The 22917-nt window shown below is 62.3% G+C and carries 8 protein-coding genes; 3 read left to right on the top strand and 5 right to left on the bottom strand.

Features of this window, described 5'->3' with window-relative positions:
* Positions 1 to 184 precede the first annotated feature (184 nt).
* From GWQ22_RS05200 to GWQ22_RS05180, 5 genes are all read right to left on the bottom strand, one after another.
* On the bottom strand, positions 185 to 1567 hold the full coding sequence (locus GWQ22_RS05200) for an ATP-binding protein (RefSeq protein WP_275929657.1): 1383 nt from the start codon (positions 1565 to 1567) through the stop codon (positions 185 to 187).
* The gene (locus GWQ22_RS05195; RefSeq protein WP_042038607.1) at positions 1567 to 2241 is read right to left on the bottom strand and encodes a response regulator; all 675 of its coding nucleotides are present in this window, start codon (positions 2239 to 2241) and stop codon (positions 1567 to 1569) included. The genes GWQ22_RS05200 and GWQ22_RS05195 overlap by 1 nt, the downstream gene beginning before the upstream one ends.
* A gap of 127 nt (positions 2242 to 2368) precedes the next feature.
* Entirely contained in the window at positions 2369 to 4546 is a 2178-nt protein-coding gene (locus tag GWQ22_RS05190; RefSeq protein ID WP_275929656.1) for a type I secretion system permease/ATPase, read from the bottom strand.
* Between the two features lie 2 nt (positions 4547 to 4548).
* Positions 4549 to 5913: an HlyD family type I secretion periplasmic adaptor subunit gene (locus GWQ22_RS05185; RefSeq protein WP_212514122.1), complete on the bottom strand. Its 1365-nt coding sequence runs from the start codon at positions 5911 to 5913 to the stop codon at positions 4549 to 4551.
* Positions 5910 to 7997 (bottom strand): type I secretion system permease/ATPase, encoded by a 2088-nt coding sequence (locus GWQ22_RS05180; RefSeq protein ID WP_275929655.1) that lies wholly within the window; start codon positions 7995 to 7997, stop codon positions 5910 to 5912. Before GWQ22_RS05180 ends, GWQ22_RS05185 begins: the two co-directional genes overlap by 4 nt.
* A 375-nt stretch (positions 7998 to 8372) precedes the next feature.
* Here GWQ22_RS05180 and GWQ22_RS05175 point away from each other — a divergent pair, with 375 nt between their 5' ends.
* From GWQ22_RS05175 to rtxA, 3 genes are all read left to right on the top strand, one after another.
* Entirely contained in the window at positions 8373 to 8702 is a 330-nt protein-coding gene (locus tag GWQ22_RS05175; RefSeq protein ID WP_275929654.1) for a peptide chain release factor 1, read from the top strand.
* Positions 8703 to 8787: 85 nt separating this feature from the next.
* A complete protein-coding gene (locus GWQ22_RS05170; protein ID WP_275929653.1) occupies positions 8788 to 9183 on the top strand; it encodes a toxin-activating lysine-acyltransferase in 396 nt (131 codons plus the stop codon).
* Between the two features lie 17 nt (positions 9184 to 9200).
* Complete coding sequence (rtxA, locus tag GWQ22_RS05165; protein ID WP_275929652.1) at positions 9201 to 22598, top strand: MARTX multifunctional-autoprocessing repeats-in-toxin holotoxin RtxA; 13398 nt, start codon at positions 9201 to 9203, stop codon at positions 22596 to 22598.
* Positions 22599 to 22917: the final 319 nt, after the last annotated feature.

Below are 22917 nucleotides of genomic sequence, written 5' to 3'. Positions count from 1 at the left end.
AAGCCTGAACTGTTTCACCGGCCCTTGCGGCCGGTTTTTTTATCTTTTGATCTCCTCCCTGCTCCCGGATTGTCGCTTCCCCTGCGTGATGTGATCTTGCGGATGCCGGGCTGGGGGAAAAGGGCGGGATAAAACACAACGCCTGCGGGCAGGCGTCGTTATTTGTGTCGGGGCTGAGGCAAACTCAGGGCAGATCCAGGGTGAAGCGGGCGCCCCCCAGCGGCGATTCATCCACCATGATCTGGCCGCCATAGCTGTGCACTATCTCGGTGACCACGGCCAGACCTATGCCCTGGCCGGGGGAGCTGTCGGCGCGCACGCCGCGCTGGAAGATCTGTTGCGACTTGCTCGGGTCTATGCCCGGGCCATCGTCCTCAATCGCGATCCGCAAGCGGTCGTGGCGGCGGCTCACCGTCACCCGGATTTCGCTGATGGCGAACTTGCAGGCGTTGTCGAGCAGGTTGCCCATCAGCTCCATCAGATCCCCCTGTTCGCCGGCGAAGAAGACGTCGTCATCGAACGTGAAGCGGGTCTGCAACTTCTTGTGGCGATAGACCTTGGCGAGGCTGGCCAGCAGCTTCTCGATGAGGGGCACAGGTTCCGTGCCCTTGCTGGCGAGGCGCTTGCGGCCGGTGACAGCGCGGCGCAGCTGGTACTGGATGATCTGATCCATGGTCAGGATCTGCTCACTGATGTTGTCATGGATGTCGTGCCCCAACTTGATCTCCTGCGCCGTCATCTGGATCAGCGCCAGCCGGGTTTTCAGGCTGTGTGCCAGATCGTTCAGCGCGTGCTGATAGCGCTGGGTCTGTTGGCGTTCGTTCTCCAGCAGCTGGTTGACTGATTCGGTCAGCGGCGTCAGCTCTCGCTCGTAGTCGTCGGAGAGCGCCTCCCGCTTGCCCGCCCGGATCTCGTCGATCTGGCGCGCCATGGTGCGCAATGAGGTCAGGCTCCAGAAGCTGGTGAGCAGCAGCAGGGCACCGAGCAGCGAGTAGGCCAGCAGGGCCTGGCGGATGCACTGATAGAGGTAGCTGCGGGTCTGGGTCAGGTAACGCTTGGCCGAGTCGACCATCACCACGTAATAGGTGGTGGGGCCCTCACCGTGATTGCGCAGAAAACGCAGGCTGTAGATGAAGTAGCTCTCGCCATTCTGGATGGTGTGGCGCTTGAAGAAGTAGTCCTGATCCAGGCCGCCGAGGTACTTCATCAGATCCTGACAGATGGTGCCCTTGGCGCTGATCACCTCCGGCATGTGCAGGCTGGACCAGCTTAGCTGGCCATCGGCCCGGCAGATCAGGGTATCCAGATTGGGGTCGATGGCATCCGGCGTGATCTTGCCGAGATCCTTGGTGGCATGGAGATCCGGCAGCTTGGATGAGAACAGCTTGGAGAGGTTTTCCTGCATGCGGGTGCTGGCCTTCTGGGCCTGCTCCTCGGTGTGGCCCAGATAGAGGATGTAGACGGAGAAGGCCATGATGAGCGCTATGACCAGCATGGCGCTCAGCATCAGCTTGATATGCAGCGAGCGATGGATCAGTCTCATGGGCCGTGGCAGGCGAAGGCGCATCAGCTGCAGGAGAGGTTGAAGATATAACCCTGGCGCCGGATGGTGGAGATGGGCTGGGTGGTCCCCTCCGGGTCCAGCTTCTTGCGCAGTCGGCTCACCATCACCTCTATGGTGTTGGGGTCCCCTTCACCATCGCCGTAGAGCTGGTCCAGCAGTTGCTGCTTGGAGACCACCTGGCGAGCGTTGCGCATCAGGTATTCGAGGATCAGGTATTCGAAGCTGGTGAGCACGGCCGGCTCACCCGCGATGGTCAGCTCCTTGCGGGAGAGATCCAGCTCATAGTCGCCTGCTTTGACTTTGGGCGAGATGAAGCCAGCGCTGCGCCGCACCAGGGCATTGAGCCGTGCCAGCAGCTCGTCTTTCTGGAACGGCTTGACCAGATAGTCGTCCGCCCCGGCCTCCAGCCCCTCCACCTTGTCCTGCCAGTTGCCACGGGCGGTCAGGATGATGATGGGGAAGGGGATCTGCCGCTCGCGCAGCTGTCTGATGAGTTGCAAGCCGTCCATGTCCGGTAGCCCCAAATCAATGATGGCCACGTCTATGGGGTAATCAGCGGCGTAATGCAGGGCCACCTGGGCACTGTCCGTGCTGTGGACCTGATTCTGTGCCTCGGTCAGCAGGGTGGAGAGGTGGTGATTGAGCAGCTTGTCGTCTTCGACCAACAATATTTTCATAAGGTGCGCGATCATGGGGATCCAGGCTGTCAATTAGAGGGTTTATGCCGGGGAGAGTCAATCCGGATCCTATCAGGAGTGCCTGTATCGGGACTGAATCAGGGCATTTTTATTCGCTGGTTAATCATCAAGGGGTGAGGACCTTTGGGTGCTCCGCCTCTTCCCCGGTCTGCTGGTGCCACAGCCGGGCATAGAGTCCCGGTCGTGCCAGCAGCGCCTCGTGGCTGCCTGACTCCACTATCTGCCCCTCGTCCATCACCAGGATGCGGTCGGCGTTGCGCAGGGTGTTGAGGCGGTGAGCGATGCTGATCAGGGTGCGGCCCTGGCGAATGGCCGCCATGTTGGCCATGATGGCCGCCTCGGATTCGTAGTCGAGGGCCGAGGTGGCCTCGTCGAGCAGCAGTATCCTGGGGTTGGCCAGCAGGGCGCGGGCCAGGGCGATGCGCTGGCGTTGTCCGCCAGAGAGGCGGGCGCCCTTCTCGCCCACCTGCTGCCCAAAGCCCTCGGGCAGCTCGCGAATAAAGCCGAGCGCGCCGGCCAGCTGCGCCGCCTGTTCCACCTCGGCCTGGCTGGCATCGGGGCGACAGATGCGGATGTTGTCGCCGATCGAGCCACAAAACAGAATGCTCTCCTGCAGCACCACGCTCATGTTGCGGCGCAATGAGACGGGGTCGGCGATGGCGAGATCCATGTTGTCGACCAGCACCTGGCCGTGCTGGGGCACGTAGAGCCGTTGCAGCAGGCGGGTGAGGGTGCTCTTGCCACAGCCGGAAGGGCCCGTGATGCCGATGAACTGCCCGGGCTCGATGGAGAGGGAGAGATTGGCCAGCACCTCGGGGGCATCCGGCTGGTAGCGAAAGCGGATATGGCGAAATTCGATGGCCCCCTCAAGGGCGGGGACAGAGGCAAGACCGCCATTGCCGTGTTCGGGCGTCTCGTCGAGTATGTCCCCCACCCGGCGCAGGGTGATCAGGGTGTGTTGAAAGTCCTGCCATACCTGAGCCAGCCGCAATACCGGCTGGGTGACGTGGCCTGCCAGCATGTTGAAGGCCACCAGCTCACCCGGGCTCAGCCGACCGTTCAGTACCTCGCCAACCCCGAGCCAGAGCAGCAGGGCGGCGGTGATCTTTTGCACCAGATCGATGCCCTGACCCGCGGCAAGCCCCACCTTTCTGGCCTGAAAACCGCGCCGCAGCTGGCGTGCCAGCAGACGCTGCCACTCCTGATAAAAACGTGGCTCCGTGGCCGTGGTCTTGATGGTTTCGATGCCGGTGACGGCCTCCGTCAGGAAGCTGGTGGCATCGGCATCCGCCTGATACTCGGCCTCGACCCGCTTGCGCACCAGAGGGCCAATCAGCAGCCACAGCAGAAAATAGACGAGCAAGGAACCCAGCACGCAGCCGGTCAAGACGGGGGCGTAATGGAACATGACGCCGACAAACAACAGGATGAAGACCAGATCCAGCACCAGCATCAGGGTGGAGCCGGTGAGGAACTGGCGGATCTGGGCCATCTCCTTGACCCGGGCGATGATCTGGCCGGTCTGGCGCGCCTTGAAATAGTCGATGGGCAGGCCGACCAGATGGCGATAGAGCTTGCCGGACAGCTCGGCGTTGACCTGATTGGCCAGATGGCCGAACACCTGGCCGCGCAGAAAGCTGTAGAGCGGCTCGGCGCAGGCCAGTGCCAGCATGGCCAGGGCCAGCACTTGCAGGCTGCCAAGGCTGCGCCCCACCAGCACCTTGTCGATGAGGTTCTCAAACAGCAGTGGGCTGGCGAGGGCAATGAGCTGCAGCACGATGGCGAAGCAGAAGACGTCCCGTACCTGCTTCTGCTGGCGAAGTACCGCCGGGCTGAACCAGCTCAGCCCGAACTTGACCTCGGCCGGGGTGAGATCCTGCTGGGCCAGCAACAGATAGTGCCACTGCGCCGCCTGCGTGGGGCTCGGTAGCGGTTGCAGGCTGCTGGCGCCAGTCGCAGGATCAAACAGCTGCCAGCCATCCTGTGCTATTGCGGTGATCGTGAACCAGCGCTCCTCCCGCTTGAGCAGCGCCGGCAGTGGCAGTGCCGCCAGCGGGCAACCCGGCCCCTGTGACAGGGCGCTGCGCAGGCCGAGCCGGGCGGCGGCCTCGCGCACCGTCAGATCTTCTGGCGTCAGATCGCACCCCATGGCGTGGGCCAGTTGCCCGGCATCCGCCGCCATCATCAGCTGATGGGCGGCATGGGCGAGGGCGTCCAGGGCGCCATTGGCGATGGGCGCAGGGTCGTTCACGGGGGCCTCGCAAGCCGGTAAAGCGTGCGTCATGGTCATCGCTCCCGCAGTGCCTCGGCTTGGTATTCACGGATCGGGCTCAGCAGGTAGTCGATCACCCGGCGCCTATCCGTCTTGACCTCTGCCACCACCGACATGCCCGGGGTGAGCCGTACCGGCTGATTGTCTATCTGCATCTCGCCCCGGCTCAGCTTGACCCTGGCGGGAAAGACCAGCCCCAGCTGCTCATCCGTGGTGGCATCGCGCGACACGCTGACCAGCTCGCCATCTATGGTGCCGTAACGGGTATAGGGGAAGGCATCCACCTTGATGCTGACTGTCTGCCCTTGGTGCACGAAGCCGATGTCCTTGTTGAGGATCTTCACCTCGGCGTACTGGACTCCCTCATTGGGGACTATGACCAGCAACTGCTGGGCCGGTTGTACCACGGCGCCCTGGGTGTGAATGGCCAGCTGCTGCACTGTGCCCGCCACCGGGGCGCGAATGACCTCCAGATGCTCCCGCTCGCTCAGCTTGGCGAGCTCCTGCTCGATGGCGGTCAGTTGCAGCTGGGCCTGCTGGCGTTTCTCGATCCACTCCCGCTGTTTCTGCGCCTTGAAACCGGCCAGCCGCTCCTGCAGGCTCTGCTGCTGGGATTGCAGTACCTCGAGTTCGGCCCGTTGCTGGGCGAGCTGGCGCTGGGTTTCCAACAGCTCTTTCTCCTGCTCCAGATATTCCACCCGTGAGATGGCCTGGGACTGGCTCAGGGTCCGGCGCGCTTGCAGGCGGGGCCGGATGTTGGCCAGCAGGGTCGTGAGGGAGGCCATGTCTCCCCGTCGGGCGGCCTGATTGGCCTGATTGACCCCAAGCTCGGCCTGCAGGTTGTTGAGGGTGCTCCGGTACTCGTGCAGCTCGCTCTGGTGGTTCTCCGCCAGCGCTTGCTGCTGCGCCAGGGTGAGTTTGGTGTAGTCGGGGTGCTGGGTGACGGCTTGGTTGCCATAGAGCGCCTGATAACGGATCAGGGTCTGATACTGGAACGCTTGTTGCTCACGCAACCGGCTCAGGTCCTGGCTCACCCCCAGGGTGTTGAGGGTCAGCAGCGGCGCGTTGGCAGCGACCGCCTGGCCGTCTTCCACGTGAATGGTGAGCACCCTGGCCTGTTCGTAGGACTGGATAATCTGGCTGCGGCCAAAGACCAGCAGACGCCCGCTGGCGGTGGCCTGGATATCGAGCTGGCCCCAGCAGGCCCAGAGCAGGGTGAGCAGCACACCGGCGCTCAGGGTGAGCGCCGTGATGCGGGCAAAGGGGGAGGGCGGCGTCTCGGCCAGCGCCAGATGGGCGGGCAGGAAGCCGTAGTGGGTCTCCTGCTGCCGGGCCGGACCGGGTTGGCGCAAGCGGCTCAGCCAGGTGCGCAGATTCATGGGGTTTCCTCGTGCAAGTCCTGTTGTAGCTGCCACAGCCTGGCGTAGTGCTGCCCCAGTGCCAGCAGGCTGGCGTGGTCGCCCTGCTCCACTATCTTGCCGCGCTGCAATACCAGGATGCGGTCGCAATGGCGCACGGTGGAGAGGCGGTGGGCAATGGTGATGACGGTGCGGCCGCTGGCGATGTGGCGCATGTTGTGCTGGATCCGCGCCTGGGACTCGTCATCCAGGGCGCTGGTGGCCTCGTCGAAGATGAGGATCCTGGGGTCTGCCAGCAGGGTGCGGGCAATGGCCAGCCGTTGGCGTTGACCGCCCGACAGCGAACTGCCCCCTTCCGCCAGCACTGTGTCGTAGCCAAGGGGCAGTCGCAAAATGAACTCATGGGCGCCTGCCAGGGTTGCGGCCCGTATGATGTCGTCCAGGCTGGCGTGGGGCACCGACTGGGCTATATTGTCGCGCACCGACTTGTTGAACAGGTGGTTTTCCTGCAACACCACCCCCATCTGCTGGCGCAGGTGGGCAAGGGGGATCTGCTGGATGGGCTGGCCATCGATGAGGATCTGCCCCAGCTCCGGCTGATAGAGCCGTAGCAGCAGACGGGCCAGGGTGCTCTTGCCCGAGCCCGAGCCGCCGACAATGCCCAGCGTCTCGCCAGGGGCGATGGTGAGGGAGAGATCGTTGATGATGAGGGGGGCATCCGGTTGATAGCGAAAATGCACCCGCTCCAGCACTATGGCGCCTGCGTGGATGCGGCCATCCCCATCGCGCTGATGTTCCGGGGGGAGGTTGAGCATGTCACCGAGTTTGTCTACCGCGATCCGGGTCTGGATGAACTGACCCCACAGCTCGACCAGACGCGATAGCGGCTGTGCCACGTGGCTGGCCATCATGTTGAAGGCGATGAGCTGGCCTATGGTGAGTTGCAGCGCGATCACCTCGCTGGCACCGAGCCAGAGCACGCCGACTGTCACCAATTTTTGCAGCCACATGACCCCGTGCTGGGAGGCATTGTTGAGTTGCTGTACCCGGTAGCCAGCCTCCACCATCTGGCGGGTCTGCTCATCCCAGCGCCGCACGAAACGCGGTTCCAGTGCCAGGCTTTTCAGGGTCTCGGCCCCGGCGACCGTCTCGTTCAAGAAGGCGGTGTTGGTGGCCGCATGACCAAACTGCTGCTCGACCGCCTGCTGCATGCGCGGCGTGATCCACCAGGCGATCAGCACATAGGCAGGTACCGAGAGCAGGATCACCAGGGTCAGCATGCCGGAGAGGCTGGCCATGACGGCCAGGAAGACAAACATGAACAGCACGTCCACCGTCAGGGTGAACAGGGTGCCGGTCAGGAATTCGCGGATGGTGTTGAGCTCCTGCACCCGGGTCACAATGGCGCCCACCTGGCGACGCTTGAAATAGAGCAGCGGCAGGGCAAACAGGTGTTGCACCATGCGCAGACCGAGCTGGATATCGATCCGGTTGGCGGTGTGGGCATACTGATATTCCCGCAATCCGCGCAGGCAGACCTCCACCAAGGCCGTGATCAGCAGCCCGAACACCAGCACATCCAGGGTTGCCCAGGCCTGGTGCACCAGCACCTTGTCCATCACCACCTGAAAGAAGAGCGGGGAGATGAGCGCCAGGATTTGCAATACCAGCGAGAACAGCAATATCTCGCCGAGCAGGCGTTTTTGCTGCAAGAAGGCGGGGATGAACCAGCGGATGTCGAAGCGTCCCTGCCGTTTGCCGACCTCGAGCAGGCGGCCACCCCAGCGTGCCAGCAGGGCGTCTTGTGCTATGACTTGCGGCTTGCCGACTGCCGGATCCAGGATCAGCGCCTGTTCACCCTGGCGCTGGGCCAGCACGAACGCCTCGCCAGAGGGGCTCAGCAGTACCACCGGCAGGGTCAGTTTATCGAGTTTGCGAGGGGGGATATGACGCTGACGAATGCGGGACCCTGTCTGTTGTTGCAGCGTATCGACAATATTGTCAAAGGTATCGTCTGGCGTGGGTGCTATATCTTTAGAGGGACAACCCTGCATCCCGATAATAATATTGAGACACGCTAAAACAGACTCTTCGCTCGCCGTCATAATATATCCGTATGCCGCTGTGACACCCCTCCTGTTTATATGGGGTAAGGTGGCCTGTTGCAGGCAGGGCGCGCATACTAACGAGTCATTTTTTCACTGTCAAATATTATCTTGACTGATAGCCTGCATGATAAAAATGGCCGCACCCACTCAGCTAATAACTCATTACATAATACCAAGACATTAACCTTAATGATTGAGTTGATATTTGTGTTGACATTTTAATTCTGTTTTCAGGTCATTGTTTAATTGAACCTGAGAATGATTTCAAATATGGTAAATATAGTGAAAAGCAAAATGTTAACCTCGTGTTATTTTACATGGGGACATTCTTTTCTTTTTTTTGTCGTTATGTTTATTGATAATGGAATTTATATGACAGAGCAGTTTGTACAGACAGTATCCAGCGTCAACTATAACAAGGGGATCTTCTCGCTCTATTTCGTCGGACAAGATCCGCTGAAGATGGCGCAAGGTGTCATGGCTGAAAGCGACAACGAGCTGATGCTGAAACAGACGGTCCATATGCCTGCAGCTGGCTTTATGTATATGGTTTCAATGATAAAAAATATGCTTGAAGATCCGCGCATGGCCGCCGAGTTTGACAAGTTGATCGCCGCAGGCCTGATCCCGTCAGCCCCCTCTGACGAGCCGCAAGCCGCACCGGCTGCCACAGCACAGGCCGCGCCGCGCAAGAAAAAATAATGTTCCGGTTGGGGATCCAATGAGCTTGGTATTGCAATCAACGGAACCGAACTGGCAACAAAATCAACATATTCTGGGGGGAGTTATGCTGCTGAGTCAGCACTCCTCCCTGCACCGGCGTTATTCCGTCGCCGAGTGGCAGCAGCGAATATTGCCTGCCTTTGAATTGAACCAGTTCAGCTATTATGAAGACGCACAAGGACGCCCGGTTGCATTTTGCAACTGGGCGTTTGTCTCTTTATCCATTCGTGACACCTTGCTGGCCGCCGAGCGGGAGCTGATCCGTGAGGATTGGCAATCCGGCAACCATATTTTTATTCCCGAGATGATAGCGCCTTACGGACATGCCCGCGCCGTGGTGAGCGATCTGCGTCGCCGGATATTTTTGCCATGGAAAGGGCAGCGGGTCTGTACCGTGCGTGGTCATGTTCATGCCGAACGTGGTCATTGTGTGCGCAGGGTGCAGTGGTTTTCCATTTAATCATAATGAGTTAATACATGGGACAGAGTGTATGGAGAAGTATTGAGTACTTCTTTACCGGTAATTACACAGCAGATGATGGCAATAATGACATCGATGCCGTTGGCTTTGGCGGCGTCATCCGTGCCTATGGCGGTGACGATACGATCAAAATCGGCTCCATTGGCGCCACCGTCTATACCGGCACGGGGAATGACAGCGTGTACGGCGGCGCCGCCTACCTCAAGGTGGTCGACGAATCCGGCAATCTGACCGTCAAGGGGGCGGAGGGCTATGCGGACATCAGCAAGTCCGAGTCGGGCAATATCCATTTTGCCGGTGCCAGCGGCGGCACCAACATTGATCACAAGGGGCGCGAGGGCGACATCCGCTATCAGGGGGCGGCCTTTGCCAACGTCCTGACCCGCAAGGGGATCAGTGGCAACGTGAGTTTTGAGGGAGCCGGCGGTTACAACAAGCTCTGGCACCAGACAGACAGGGGCGATGTGACCTTCAGCGGTGCCGGGGCGGCCAACCAGATAGATCGTACCTGGCACAGCCAGTATCAGGGATCGCGCGGCAACATCAGCTTCCATGGCGCCGGCGCGGCCAACATCATCAGCTCCCAGGTGGAATCCGGCAACCTATCCCTGAACGGGGCCGGGGCCTACAACAAGGTGTTTCGCAAGGGACGCGAGGGAGATGTCACCTTCAACGGCGCCGGCGGTTGGAACGAGATCTCCCGTCTGCGCCATGAGCATGATGCCTATCTGCAGACCCGTGGCGACATCCGTTTCATCGGCGGTGGGGGTTACAACCGGCTGCTGTCCGATGTTGCCGAGGGTAACATTCACTTCAAGGGGGCCGGGGGATATAACCACCTCTCCCGCCAGGGGGCGGGCAGCGACAGCTCTCCTTTTGCCGGCGCTCGCGCTGACGAGATTGTGCTGACCACGGCCACCATGGGCGGCAGCTGGATCAACCAGTCCCACGCCGTCACGGCCATCAAGTCCAGCCTGCAACCCAATACCTACCTGTTTGCCTTCTTCGACGGCATGTATACCAAGGTCAACCGGATCACGCTCTCCAACGAGGGCGAGCACGGTGCCCTGCGCTATCTCTCCACCTCCTGGTACAAGGAGGGCAGCCAGCTCGAAGGGCTTGCCAGCCAGCAGGTTGACGATCACCACGGCTTCATCTCGACCCAAACCGATGGCGCCTACCGGCTGAGCGATCTGGTGTTTGAGCGGCGCCAGCGCATCAAGCTGGATGCGGTGGAAGCGGATCTGACCGAAAACAGCTGGATCAACTACGGCGGTGGCGTGAACGTGGCGGCCGCCGACGTGACGCTCTCCAGCGCCAAGATGAGTGGCTACGCCATTTTTGAAGATGGTACCAAGGTCGATGTGAGCGCGATCACATCCCAAGTGCAGGCCAACACCTATGTGTTTGCCAAGCAGCTTGGCCCCTACACCAAGATAGTGGTAGTGGAGCTTGCCAATGACCAGGAGACAGGGGCGCTCAAGTATCTGTCCAAGGCCTGGTACAAGGAGGGAAACCATCTGGCAGGGTTGGCCAATCAGGTCATCTCTGAGCGTACCGGCTTTACCTCCATGGGCAAGGGGAGCTACTCCCTGAGCGAGGTGCACTATCAACTCGATACTGTGATTGCGGTATCGGATCGCCTGCCTGCCACCCGGGAGTTCTCCAGCCAGCTGTTGCTGCCCCGTCAGCAAGACGGCGGCAACAGCAAGGGGGACATCTTCTTCGACGGTGCCGGTGCCGGCAACGTCATCGAATCCGACGTGACCGAGGGCAACATCCACTTCAATGGCGCCGGGGAGGCCAACGTGCTGATCAAACGCGGTCAGCGCGGCGATCTGGTGTTCCGTGGTGCCGGCCTTGCCAACGTACTGGTGCATCAGGGTGCGCAGGGGAAGATGGATGTCTATGCTGCCGGTGCGGCCAATGTGCTGGTACGCAGCGGGGACGGGGAGTACCTGGCCCGCCTGCTGGCCTATGGCAACATCTCGGTGCAGCAGGGACGTGGCGACAGCCAGGTCGTGATGCTGGGCGGCTACAACACCCACACCCAGATCGGCGATGGCAATGGTCTTTGGCTGGCCGGCGGTGGGGCAAACGTGCTGACCCAGGTCGGTGAGGGGCAGCTTGATGCCATGCTGGTCGGCGGCGCCAACGTGCTGACCAAGCTGGGTGCCGGCCAGCTGACCGCCGGACTGTTGGGGGGCGCCAATGTGCTGACCCACATCAGCCAGGGGGACGAGGCAGCCGATACCCGCGCCGTGTTGCTGGGGGGCGCCAACGTGCTCACCAAGCAGGGCAACGGCAAGGTGCAGGCCATTCTGGGGGGCGGCGTGAATGTGCTGACCCAGATTGGCCGGGGTGATACCCAGGCGCTGCTGCTGGGGGCCGCCAACGTGCTGACCCGGGTCGGTGACGGCGATCTTTCTGCTGTGATGCTGGGGGCGGGCAACGTGCTGACTCATGTCGGCGATGGCGCAACCCTGGGGGTCATGGGGGCCGCTGGCAACCTGTTCACCAAGGTGGGCGACGGCATGGCCATTGCCGCCATGATAGGCGCGGGCAACCTGTTTACCCAGATAGGCAAAGGCGACGCCTGGGCCCTGATGGGCGGGGTAGCCAACGTCTTCACCAAGGTGGGGGATGGCAATGCCCTGGCGCTGATGGTGGCCAAGGCCAACGTCTTCACCCATGTCGGTGACGGCCTGACCGTCGCCCTGATGCTGGCCCAGGGCAACCTGGCGACCAAGGTGGGCAACGGCATGACGCTGGCCGCCATGGTGGGCAATGCCAACGTCTTCACCCATATCGGCCGGGGCGAGACCTTTGCTGCCATGTTGGGGCAGGCGAACCTGATGACCAAGGTGGGGGATTGCCTGACCGCCGCCCTGATGATTGGCAAGGCCAACGTCTACAGCCACATCGGCAACGGCACCAGCCTGGGGTTGTTCGCCGGCGAGCTGAACGTGATGACCAAGGTGGGCGATGGCACCACCCTGGCGGCCCTGTTTGGCAAGGCCAACATAGTGACCCATGTGGGCAGCGGTCTGACCGGGGTACTGGCGCTGGGCAAGGCGAACATCATCACCAAGGTCGGGGATGACTTTCTCGGCGTCCTCGCCAAGGCCGATGCCAACGTGTTGACCCACGTGGGCAATGGCACCACGGCCGCCGTGTTGTGGGGCAAGGGCAATCTGCTGACCAAGGTAGGTGACGGCACCACTGTGGGCCTGCTCATCTCCGAGGTGGGCAATGTCATGACCCATGTCGGCGCTGGCAGCACCATAGGCCTGGCCAAGGGCCGGGCAAACCTGATCACCAAGGTGGGTGACGGACTGGTGGTGCAGGGGGCTTGGGGGGAGGCGAACCTGCTGACCCAGGTCGGTGACGGCGATCGTTACAGCTTCGCCAAGGGCCGTGCCAACGTGCTGACCAAGGTCGGCGATGGCCGCGAGCTGGCGGTGCTGCAAGGGGAGGCCAACCTGGTCACTCAGGTCGGCGACGGTGACAGTTACACCGGTGCCTGGGGCCGCGCCAACATCATCACCAAGGTGGGTGATGGCCGCCAGGTCGTGCTGGCCAAGGGGGATGCGAACATAGTCACCCAGGTGGGGGATGGCGAGAGCTATCAGGCACTGCTCGGCAAGGCCAACGTCGTCACCCGGGTGGGCGACGGCATCCAGGTTACCCTCGCCAAGGGGGGGCTCAACCAGACCACCACTGTGGGGGATGGCCTGAGCGTCACCGCCGCCTACGGCAAGTTCAACAACAACATCAAGGTCGGCGATGGCAGCTCCATCAACCTGGCCTGGGGTGATTACAACCTCAACACCAAGGTGGGAGACGGGCTCAACGTCGCTGTCATGAAGGGCAAGGGCAATGCCAATGTCCAGATTGGCGACGGGCTCGACGTCACGGCGGCCTATGCCCGCCACAACGTGGCTATCAAGATAGGCAATGGCGACTTCTACAGCCTGGCCCTCGCCAGCAGCAACACCAGCAGCAACAAGCTCGGCACCCTGTTTGACAACATCAAGCAGACCCTGCTCGGTGCGGCAGGCAACCAGGCTATCAACTATCTGGTACAGGGCGATGAAGAGGGCCCGCTCAAGGCGCCACCAGCGGCCAGTCTGGGGGATGTACAGGCCCTGAGCGGCTTTGGTCTGGACGAGATTGGCGAGGTGAAATCCTCGCTGGCGAGCGGCCTGACCGGCCAGGTGAGCCAGACTGGCGAGCGGGATGAGCAAGCCATGGACAAGGGGTTGCAGCTCGATGAACAAGGCCTGGCCAGAGGCGGCGAAAACCTCATCGTCAACGGCGATTTCGAACAGGGCGCCCACGGCTGGCAGCATGCCGGTGAGGGGATCGAAGCGGAGTATTCCGCCACTGCCTACGGGTTGGCTACCGAGGGGCACGGCGCTCGCGTCAGCGAACTCTCTACCGACCGAAACACCCAAATTTCCCAGGAGCTTGTCGGCCTCAAGGCGGGCGAGACGGTCACTCTGAACTTCGATTTTGCCCGTCGGGCCAACATCTCGCTGCAGCACGGCATCGAGGTGCTGTGGAACGGCGAGCGGGTGTTTGCCAGCACGGGCGACGCCGACAGCTGGCAGAGCAAACAGTTGACCCTGACTGCTCGCGCGGGCAGCAATACTCTGGCGTTTAGCGGCACGGGGGAGAACAACGGCTTTGGCTACCTGCTCGACAACGTGGTCGCCACGGCGACTGGCAAGGCCGAGATCGGCCAGGTTAGCGCGCAGCTGGTGGAAGATGGCAACGCTGCCCGGGCCCAAGCCGATCGGGCGAGTGCCGATGCCGACAAACAGCGGCTGGAGCAGGAGAAAGCGCAGCAGCTCGCCGCCATCTCGGGCGCTCAGGCCCAGTTGGACGCCACCGACGAGGGCAAGCTGGCAACGAATGGTCAGGCGCAGCGCACCGCCATCGAGGCTGAAGCGCGCGACATCACGGCCCAGATCGACACCCTGGCCCGCCAGTTTGAACCGCTCAAGCAGCCCGAAGCGGCCACCATCCCGTCCGGCCAGCACTGGCGCCATGGTTTTGCCGACCGCTTGCTAACCGATCTACAAGGCGGCCTGGAAGAGGCCAGTGGCACGGCAGGTGAGGCGATCGCGGATGCCAGATCCCGCCGTGAGCAGCAGAGCCAGCAGGTCGATGCCGCCCTGGCCCAGTCCAAATCTGGCCAGCAGCGCAGCGATCAGTTGCAGGGCGAGGCCCGGACGCAGGGGCAAAGCCGGACCGAGCAGGCCGAGCAGCGTCGTCTCGATGCCCTGACCCGCGATGCCGATGCCCGGCAGCGGCAGCAAGAGGGCGAGTCGAGCGCCAGCAAGGCGCAGGCCGCAGGCGAGCAGGCCAGCAGCCAGGCCAGTCAGCAGGCAACACAAGCCAGGCAGAATGCGGCAAGCCTGAAACAAAGCGGCGACAAGCCGAGCCATCAGGGAGTGAACAACGGCCAGAGCCCGATTGCGGCACCCCGGCTGCCGCAGGCCGGTGAGCTTGATGTGCCGAATGCCACCGGCTTGTCGACCGATGCTGCGGCCAGCGCCCAGCCATCTGCCATCGATGCCGCCAATGGCGTGAGTGAACAGGAGCAATCCGCGCTCGATGGCGCCTTGGCTGCGGTCAATCGTCTCCAGATCAATGCCGGGCTTCGGGCTCATGGCACGCCCGCCATCACCCTGCCCGGCATGGTCGGTGAGCGCGAGGCGGACACCACTACTGTGCCGGCGAGCCATGCGTCTTCGCGCCGCAGCGCCGAGCAGGGCCTGTCCGGGGTCTCCCTGGCCGGGCTGGGGAGCCCGGTGCGAGGCCCTGCCGTAGCTGTCCCCGAGACCGCCGGTTTTGCCTTCGAGCTGCTCAAGCGCGAAGACAACGACTTCATCGACTCCACCCGTCGCCAGCTGGGCAAGCTCTCGACCGACTTGCCAAGCGAGCGACTCAAGGCGGTACGAGAGGCCGTGGTACGGGTGCAGCAACAGCCATCGGAGGCGAATCTGGGGCTGTTGGAGCAAAGCCTGTCCCAGTGGCAGGCACGTGACCCCAAAGAGTTTGCCCAGCGCGGTGAGCTGGTGACGGCGCTGCGCTTCGAGGTCGCCTCCTTGCAGAGCCACACCTTCGCCTTCAGGGCCAAGGCTGCCGGTGTGTATGGTCTGGCACTGCCGCCGGAACAGACAGCCCGCTTTGAACATCAGCTGCTGTTCGACGGCATAGGCCGGATCACCGGCGCTGTGGGTGAGTTGAGTGCCACCGACATCGCCCGGGTGACCGAGCTCAGCATTCGTCCGCTCACCGACACCAACTCCAACGCCGAGCGGCAGGCGCCCCGTACCGAGCATGACAATCTGATCGCGTTTGCCCATCAGCTGGGTCAGTTCGACACGCCGCAAACCCGCTTGCTGGCCGACGAGGTCAAGGCGATTTGGTTCTCTGGCGAGGTGAATGGTCCTCGCACCATTGCCTTGTTTGAGACCGCCAGCAAGACGCTGGGCGATCAGCCGCAGCTGCAGGTACTGGCACAAGCCTTGCTGGCCGATGCGAACAAGAGCAAAACGACCGGCCAGTACATAGACAACCTGTTTGGCCGTCGTTTCGACTCTGAGATTGCCCATGCGCTGGTGGCCTCACCGTCGCAGGCGGCGATCGATACCTCTGCGCAACTGGGCGCCAGGCTGGTGAAGGAGTTTGGCGACTGGATCCAGACACTGCAGCTGGATGAGGCCACCCAGAGCCGGCGCATCGACAAGAAGATGGCGGCATTCGCCGAGGCCATCAAGAAGGACACCCGTCCCTGGTTCAGCCGGGTGCCCAGCCTGACCGATTTTCTGGCCGAGCCGAATCTGGCCACCTTCAAGCAGATGATGACCCGGGTCGACAACGGCTTCGATGTCATCAAGGTGCCCTTCCTGGCGGTGAAGATGGCCACCCATCCCGAGCTCGGCATGGACATGGCCGACTGGAAGAGAGAGGGGGATCACTTTTATGGCAACGTCATTACCAAGGCGCGCTCGACCAGCACCGAGATCGCCTCTGCCAAGGACGGTTTGCTGCAAGTCGACTTGCCGGATCGCACCACCAGTGACTACGGCACGGGTCTGCACTACCAGCCAGGCGGCGACAAGTACGACGACTTCCTGAGCGGGCGCAGCGTGGCCGATGGCCGCATACTGACGCCGGGCAAAGAGACCACCTTCGAGCGCAACGCGCTGGACAAAGGCTTGCCCGTGGTGACCGGGGCCTCCGGTTCCACCAACATCATGGTGCACCTTAACAACTATCTGGCGGCGAAAGAGCCGGGCTACTCCCCGAGTCAGGCTTACCTCAACACCCTTGCCTTCCTGGTATTCGATGGCGGCCACTCGGTGAACGAGAGTCTGGCGGTCTATCAGGCGTTGCAGGCGAGCGGGGATGCGCGCAAGCAGGTGCTGGAGAGCTACACCGCCAACTACCGGGATCTGGTGATGCTGGCGGGGGATGCCGGCAAGGCGGCGGTGCAGGATGCCCTCGATCGTGCCTTTGGCCGCACCCTCGATTTTTATCAGCAACACGCCCACTCGGCGCAGCTGGCTGAGCTGGCCGCACTCGGGTCGCCGCGCAAGGTCACTGCCCCGGTCGATGTGGTTGAACCCGCATCATCCGGCAAGCCCGTCTCCATGGAGAGCGACGGCTCGGCACCGGTAGACAGGCAGTCGCTCAACCCCCTGACCCGGTTTCTCAATGACAACCTGTATGGCACCCGGGATGAGCGACGTCAGGTGGATGAGATGACCCGGCAGTTGCTCGACCATGCGGTGAGCAAGGGGGAGGCTGCACAGATGACCCTGCAAGGGGAGGCTGGCCGTCTGTCGGGTTATCTGCACAAGGGCACCCCTCGTGACGGTCAGGAGCAGAAAAACCAGCCTGGCACCAGTCCCGAGGTGGTGCTGTTCCTGCACGGCTCGGGCTCCTCTGCCGAGGAGCAGGCCGATGCCGTTCGCAGTCATTACCAGAAGCAGGGCATCGACATGCTGGCAGTCAACCTGCGCGGCTACGGGGCCAGCGATGGCGGCCCCAGCGAACAGGGGGTCTATCAGGATGCCCGCACCATGTTCCGCTATCTGGTGGAAGAGCGGGGCGTGGCACCGGACAAGATCCTGATCCACGGCTACTCCATGGGCGGCCCCATCGCCGCCGATCTGGCCCGTTATGCCGCCGATCAGGGCAAGCCGGTGGGTGGTCTCTTGCTCGATCGCCCCATGCCCAGCATGAGCAAGGCGATCAGGGCCCATGAGCTGCCCAATCCGGTCGGTCTGGTCGGGGCGATCGCCAAGGCGGTCAACGGGCGCTTCTCGGTTGAGAAAAACCTCGACGGCCTGCCCAAGAGCACGCCCATCATGCTGCTGACCGACAACGAAGGGCTTGGCAGCGAGGGTGAAAAACTGCGGGCCAAGCTGGCCGTGGCCGGGTATCAGGTCAGCGGTGAGCAGACCTTCTATGGCCATCTGGCCAGCAACCGGCTGATGGGCCAGTACGCCGGGCAGATAGTCGGCGATCTGTTCAACCGCAAGAGTGGCATCGATTTTTCAACCATCTCTCGCCCGGATGAGTTGAAAAAAGCCGCCCAGGTGTTTGCCAAGCCGATTGGCGAATCTTATCAGGGGATCCTGGATCAGCTCACCGTGCTGCACAGTGCGACCGGGCAGGCGCAGGTGGAGGCCGCATTGCGGTTGAACAACCTGATCGACGGCTATCTGGCCAGGCACGAGAGCTCTGGCAGAAACCCGGCGCTGAGCCAGTTGCAGAGCCAGCTCAACGACGGTCTCTATCGCGGTGAGCTGGCGTCACTGCAAGCCGATGTCGCGGCACTGGCAACGCGTCGCCCCGATCTGGCGGCCCTCGTCATCGGCAAGGCTGCCGAGGAGGCGAATGGCAAGCATCCGGGTCTCACCCAGATGTTGCTGCGCTGGGTGGCAGAAGATCCCTATCTGGCGGTCAAGGGGGGATACCAGGGGCAGGCGCCTGCGGATCTGCCGTTTGATGCCAGCTTCCATGTCGTGCTCGGCGAGCAGTATGGCGAGCTGAAGAAGTGGCTGGCAGACGCCCAGTCGAAGGGGCTGCTGAGCAAGGCCGTGCTGGACGAGACCGGCAAGGTGCTGCATCTGGGCTACTCCTATCAGGAGTTGCAGGACATGACGGGGGATCAGTCTGCCCAGATGACTGTCTACTTCATCAAGGAGGCAGCCAAGCAGGCTGCGCCCGGCTCCGAGCTCTCTGCCGAGATGATCATGCTGGACCAGTTTGCCGACCGGCGCTATCTCGGCGAGCTGGAGTCACGCCGCCTCGAGCAGGTTGAGAATATCTATCACAGCAGCAAGCAGACAGACGTGGCGGCCTGGGATGCCCGCTATGCCGGGAATGCCCTGCGGGATCTGAACGATCAGGTGGCACAGGAGAGCACGCTGGCGGGGCAGCTGTCACGCCTGCTGGAGAACCGTAACGGCCTGCTGATCGGGGAAACCCATGGCAGCGACGTGAATGGTCTGCGCTTCGTCAACGAGCAGATGGATGCCCTCAAGGCGCAGGGGGTGACCGTCATCGGTCTGGAGCACTTGCGCGGTGAGCTGGCACAGCCGCTGATTGACCGCTATCTGGCGGGGGGAGAGATGTCCCCCGAGCTGGCAACCATGCTGAAAACCAAGCATCTGGATCTCTCCCTGTTCGAGCGAGCGCGAGAGAAAGGGCTGCGGATTGTGGCGCTGGATGATGGCAGCACGGCAAGACCCGCGATTGCCGGGACTGAGCACGGCCTCATGTATCGCGCCGGGGCGGCCAACAACGTCGCCGTCGACGTGTTGGGCAAGTTGCCTGATGGGGAGAAGTTCGTCGCCATCTACGGCAGCGCGCACCTGGCTTCCCACAAGGGGATCGAAGGCTTTGTGCCCGGTATTACCCACCGTCTGGGGCTGCCCGCCCTGAAGGTGGATGCAGATAACCGCTTGCACCTGCAGGAGGATGACACCCGCCAGCGGGTCGAGTACGGCGATGTCGCCAGGAAATGGACGCCGGTGGCGGGCCTGGACGGTGCGGATCAGCCGGTACGCAACCAGCAGGTTACCCAGTGGCAGCCGCTTGAGGTGACACCGGGCCGCCAGGGGGGGGAGACCCGCTTCGATGGCCAGATCATCATCCAGACCGAAGATGATCCGGTTGCCGCCAAAGCGGCGGCCAGTCTGGCGGGCAAGCACCCCGACCACAGCGTGGTGATGCAGTTGGATGCGGATGGCAACTATCGGCTGGTGTATGGCGATCCTGCGCAGCTGGCTGGCAATATTCGCTGGCAGGTGGTGGGTCACGGTCGCAACGGTGACGAGCAGAACAACAGCCGACTCAGTGGCTACAGTGCCGATGAGCTGGCCGGGCGTCTGCGCCGGTTCGGCGATCGCCTGCAAGAGGCTGGGGTGGCGAGCAAGCCGAGCTACGTCAGTCTGGTGGGTTGCTCCCTGGTGAGCGACGATCAGCAGACCGGCTTTGCGAGCCGCTTCATCAAGGCATTGAAAAATGAGGGGATAAACGCCCAGGTATCGGCCCGCAGCAGTGAGGTGGCGGTCGATCTGGCTGGTCGCAAGCACACCCGTGGTGAAGATGATGTCTGGGCCCGCAAGGTGGCTGGCAACAAGGTGGTGTTGACCCTTAACGAAGCCGGCGAGCCTGTTGCGCACACCGAGCTGGTGCGCGGCGGCGTGGCCGAAGGGGATATCGATCTGGCCAAGGTGGGCCGGGGTGATGGCGAGCGCCGCGCCCGTGGTGCCATCGCCGACAACGACGAAACCTTCGTCGCCCCCGAAAAACAGCGTCAGCCTGAGCCTGCTGCTGAAAGGACCGACAATGCCGTCAGTTACTCCGGCAATATTCAGGTCAACGTGGGGGATGGCGAGTTCACCGCCATCAACTGGGGTACCAGCAACCTGGGTGTCAAAGTGGGTACGGGGGGCATGAAGTCACTGGCCTTTGGCGACAACAACGTCATGGTGCACATCGGGGATGGCGACAGCAAACACAGCCTGGACATTGCCGGTTACCGGGCGCTGGAGGGGGCCCAGCTGTTCGTGGGTCAACGCAACGTCAGCTTCAACCTGGGGCGCAGCAACGATCTCATCGTGATGCTGGAGAAATCCATCCCCACGCCGCCCATGGTCAACCCCTTTGGCGGGGCGGCCCGTATCGCCGGTGCCTTGCAGCAGATTGCCGGTGATGGCTCCCAGCCGAACTGGGTTGCCAGCCAGTGGGAGCAGTGGACCCTGGCCGGGGCCGACAAGTTCGTGGCGGACATGGCCGGGCTGGATCAGACCAGCAGCGTCAAGTATGGCTCGCTCACGGCGCTCGATAGCGACCATGAGCGCAGCAGTCGCGGCCTCAAGAGCGATCTGGAGGCGACCCTCAACAAGGCGTTCAACAAGCGCATTTCTGGCGGTGGTCAGGGCGAACAGGGACCTCTGAGCCGGGCGGACAAGCTGCGCCAGGCCAACGAGAAGCTGGCGTTCAACTTCGCAGTTGCCGGGCAGGGGGCCGATATCCAGGTCACCACGGGCAACTGGAACTTTGTGTTTGGTGACAATATCCAGGCGATTCTGGACACCAACCTGGGCTCCCTGTTCGGGATCCTGACCCAGGAGTTCACGTCGACCGGGCAGGCCAAGACCACCTTTACCTTCACTCCGACCGATCTGCCGCGCCAGTTGCAAAACCGGCTGCTGGGCCGACTGGCTGGGGTCGGTGCCGATACCACGCTGGCGGATATTTTCGGGGTGGATTACAACGCCCGGGGCCAGCTGGTGGCGCGCGATGGCGCGGCCATCGATGCGCCTGCGCTGTTGCAGGAGATGCTGGGGGTCATCGCCGAATTTGGTGGTGATCAGCTCAAGAGCCTGACCGATCCTGCCAAGTGGCTCGACAGCCTCAAGGCCGGGCTGGATCTGGGCACAGATGCCCTCGGCGACTTTGCCCGCACCCACGGCTTGCAGGCGGCGGCGCCCGAGGAGGCCAAACCCGGTGAGGTGACGGTGCAGCAAGGGGAGGGCCAAGCCAAGGCTGCTACCCAGCCGGCCGCCACACAGGAGAAGGCGTTCGGTTTCAATGCCCTGAACCTGCCGAACCTGTTTGCAACCCTGTTCAACGGCGACAAGCAGGCGGAGATCAAGGCGCTGGCCAGCAACCTCAAGCAGAACCTGGCGGCGGACTTGCTCAACATGGAGGAGCAGACCTTCGACTTCTTGCGCAGCAGTGGTCACCTGCAGGGGGATGGCGACATGCACGTCTCCCTTGGCAACTACAACTTCAACTGGGGGGGAGACGGCAAGGATCTGGGGGCCTACCTCGGCGACAACAACAACTTCTGGGGTGGGCGCGGGGACGATGTCTTCTATGCCACCGGTACCTCCAATATCTTCACCGGCGGTACCGGTCAGGACACTGGCATCATGATGGGACGGGAGAACATGATGTTTGGCGGGCAGGGGGACGATGTTGCCGTGCTGGCTGGCCGTGTCAACCGGGCCTTCATGGGCGAGGGCAACGATCAGGTCTTCATCTTCGGAGAAGAGGGGATAGTGGAAGGGGGCGCAGGCCAGGACTATCTGGTCACCTCTGGTAACTATAACCAGATCGATGCCGGTGCGGATCAGGACTTTGCGGTGACCATAGGCCATCACAACCAGATCCGGCTGGGTGAGGGGGATGACGTTGCCATTGTGTTTGGCAACCACAACCGCCTGCTGGCGGAGCATGGCAACAATCAGGTCAAGCTGATGGGTTATCACGCCACCATCCGGGGCGGTGACGGCCGGGATCGACTGATCGCCGATCGGGTCGCCAAGTTCAGTCAGCTCGATGGCGGCGACGGCGATGATCTGCTGGTGCTGGGCGGTTATCAGAACCGCTTCAGTGGCGGCACTGGCGTTGACAGCTTCGTGTTCAGTGGCGAGGTGATAGAGAACCTGGTGCAGGACATCGGCAAGGAGGATTTCATTGTCTTTAACGACGTCAGCTGGCGGGATCTCTGGTTCAAGCGCAGCGGCTACGATTTGCAACTGCTGGTCAACCGTCACACCGACGGGGCGAGCGAGCAGGACAAGTTCGAGCAACTGGGCTGCGCCACCTTCAGCAACTACTTCGCTGACAACCGGGCCCAGCTGGTCATAGGCCTTGGGGAACAGCAGGCAGAGGGCGAGCGCGCCTACACTGCGCTCTCGCACCATGCGGTCGACAGCCTGATCCAGGCCATGAGCAGCTTCGCGCCCGAAGCGGGCGACATGGGACTGATCAATCGCCTCGACAGCCAGGCCAACAGCCTGGTGCAGTCTGCCTGGGGGGATGTGATACAGGGTCGGGCGCGCGTCGCCTGAGCGACCTGAAGCTAATCCAATGACATGCAAAACCTGCTCTTCGGAGCAGGTTTTTTTATGGGAAAACAGTGGGAGTGAGCCGCCTTGCCGGTGAATGGGTGGGGGCTGCCGAGCTCAAGAACCATGAAATGGCGATATTTCCCGAGTACGAATATTGGTTAGGTGGGGTCTATGTCGTTGAAAAAGCGCGCGGGCAGGGTGACGCCAGGCGCAGCAGTTTGCGCCCCGGTTCAGCGCGCATAACCATTTCGTGCGATCAATAAAAAAGCCAGTCAGGGTCACTGACTGGCTTTTTATCGGCGCCTGCCGGGCAGGCGCC

It is taken from the genome of Aeromonas sp. 1HA1 (assembly GCF_029237385.1).
Lineage (GTDB): Bacteria > Pseudomonadota > Gammaproteobacteria > Enterobacterales > Aeromonadaceae > Aeromonas > Aeromonas popoffii.
This window is presented reverse-complemented; position numbering and strand designations above follow the sequence as displayed.

What these genes read in the sequence shown, in the direction of transcription:
- GWQ22_RS05200 (WP_275929657.1), bottom strand. Translation starts at nt 1,567, where the DNA reads ATGCGCCTTCGCCTGCCACGGCCCATGAGACTGATCCATCGCTCGCTG.
- GWQ22_RS05195 (WP_042038607.1), bottom strand. Translation starts at nt 2,241, where the DNA reads ATGAAAATATTGTTGGTCGAAGACGACAAGCTGCTCAATCACCACCTC.
- GWQ22_RS05190 (WP_275929656.1), bottom strand. Translation starts at nt 4,546, where the DNA reads ATGACGCACGCTTTACCGGCTTGCGAGGCCCCCGTGAACGACCCTGCG.
- GWQ22_RS05185 (WP_212514122.1), bottom strand. Translation starts at nt 5,913, where the DNA reads ATGAATCTGCGCACCTGGCTGAGCCGCTTGCGCCAACCCGGTCCGGCC.
- GWQ22_RS05180 (WP_275929655.1), bottom strand. Translation starts at nt 7,997, where the DNA reads ATGACGGCGAGCGAAGAGTCTGTTTTAGCGTGTCTCAATATTATTATC.
- GWQ22_RS05175 (WP_275929654.1), top strand. Translation starts at nt 8,373, where the DNA reads ATGACAGAGCAGTTTGTACAGACAGTATCCAGCGTCAACTATAACAAG.
- GWQ22_RS05170 (WP_275929653.1), top strand. Translation starts at nt 8,788, where the DNA reads ATGCTGCTGAGTCAGCACTCCTCCCTGCACCGGCGTTATTCCGTCGCC.
- rtxA (WP_275929652.1), top strand. Translation starts at nt 9,201, where the DNA reads ATGGGACAGAGTGTATGGAGAAGTATTGAGTACTTCTTTACCGGTAAT.